2 protein-coding genes are annotated in these 1681 nt (G+C 46.5%); both read right to left on the reverse strand.

Annotated features, from left to right (window positions below; genetic code table 11):
* Window positions 1–97: 97 nt before the first annotated feature.
* Window positions 98–943, reverse strand: coding sequence for a kinase/pyrophosphorylase (locus ABDK92_10135; GenBank protein ID MEN3186963.1), 846 nt, complete (start codon window positions 941–943; stop codon window positions 98–100).
* 10 nt (window positions 944–953) lie between these two features.
* A partial coding sequence (locus ABDK92_10140; protein ID MEN3186964.1) for a glycine--tRNA ligase subunit beta occupies window positions 954–1681 on the reverse strand: 728 nt, incomplete at its 5' end.

Genomic DNA, 1681 nt, shown 5'->3' on the forward strand with positions numbered 1-1681 from the left:
AGACCAATGCGGGTCATCTCAGCGAGATTTGCCCCTTTCCCGCCCAGGAGCAACTTCATGGAAGCGTCTCCTTCACCAAAGAAATACACGTACTTCTTCATGTTCTTTCCTCCCTTTTTTGAATTTGGTCCAGAATCCGATTGACGACTTCATTACTACTTAAACGAGTGATATCCAAAATGACACAACCGAGTTTCTCATAGATTGTCTGAGCAAAATCGAGTTCCCTTCGAACTTCTACCACATTCGCCTTCTCTGCCAAACAAGTCAAACCCAACGCCTTAATCCTCTCTAAGCGCAAAGCACTCAGGTATTCAGGATCCATCCTGATACCCACCAGTAAACTTCTGGATGCTCTACCAACCACCTCCTCTAAATCCATGGGCAAAGGAAAATTTGGATCGAGAATCACATACCCACACTTAATCCCTTTCTCAGCTAATCGCAGAATATATTCATCCTTATGGGGGTACCAGATGGTGAGGAGAATCACATCGGCCTTGTCGAGATTCGAAACACTGAAACCGGTGCTTTTTTCGAGAGCATATTCAATGGCTTCTAAACGCTCCGTGACCTTTTCTTCAGAGCGCTGAAAAAGCCCCGGCACCCCTCTGGGGTTGCGTGAGCTAAGGCGCTTCAGCAACTCCACCAAGGGTCCCAAAATATCAAGAGCAATGACACCCCGGTTCGCTGCTTCAATCCTCAAGATTTCGGCCAGTTCCTCATTCACCACGGTATAGATGACCACATCTTTCTGAACCCGCACCATGTCCATGATGCTGTAAATTTCTTCTTTATCCCTCACATTGGTAAAACGCAAAATGCTCACTCGAGGAAGCTCAAATTGAAGGAGTGCAGCCTGCACAACCGAAAAAGCGGTTTTCCCGGTGCCGTCAGAGATGACGAAAATATTAAAATCATCGCTTACCGGATATCCGTTCAAAAAAACCACCTCAGACGCTTTCTATGACAAGAAGCGAGAGATCGGCAAACCCTTCCCACATTCTCACCACTTTTTTCATGAGTAACAAACGGTTACGTCGTAACTCTTCATCCTCGCACATCACCAAAACCTTATCAAAAAAGGCATTTAAAGTCGGAAGAAGAGCTGAGAAATTCTTAAAAGCCTCTCGGTACTTGCCATGCCGGATGAAGCGGGAAAACTCACTCTCAGATTGAGTCAATTTCTGATACAGCTCTCGTTCCACATCCTCTTTGAGGAGCTCCGGTTTTATTTCGCCTTCCCCAGAGAAACTCCGGCTGATATTATTTGCCCGAGTAAACCCGGTTACAATAGCGCCCAAAAACCCTTTCTCCTTCTTGAGGAGTTCATCCAGGAACTTTGCCCGTCCAATTACTTCGTAAACGTCATCCACCGCATCAGCTAAAACCGCATTTAAAACCGAATAGTTCACACCTTCTGCCAGGAGACGGAAACGTAAACGGTTGAAAATAAAATCCCGGACCTGGTCGAGAACCGAAGGAACAAAATGTACAAAACCCTGCTCTTCGAGAAGCCTCAAATTCAACTCAATCCAGGGGGAAAGACCGAGGTAAAAACGGCGATGGACAATGATATCCACAATACCCTGAGCCATTCGTCGCAGACCCAGCGGATCAAAAGAACCACTGGGAATCCGCCCCAACGCAAAGCTCGAAACCAAGGTGTCCATTTTATCCG

The sequence above is a fragment of the Atribacterota bacterium genome, assembly GCA_039638595.1.
GTDB classification, from domain to species: Bacteria; Atribacterota; Atribacteria; order Atribacterales; family Caldatribacteriaceae; genus Profundicultor; species Profundicultor thermophilus.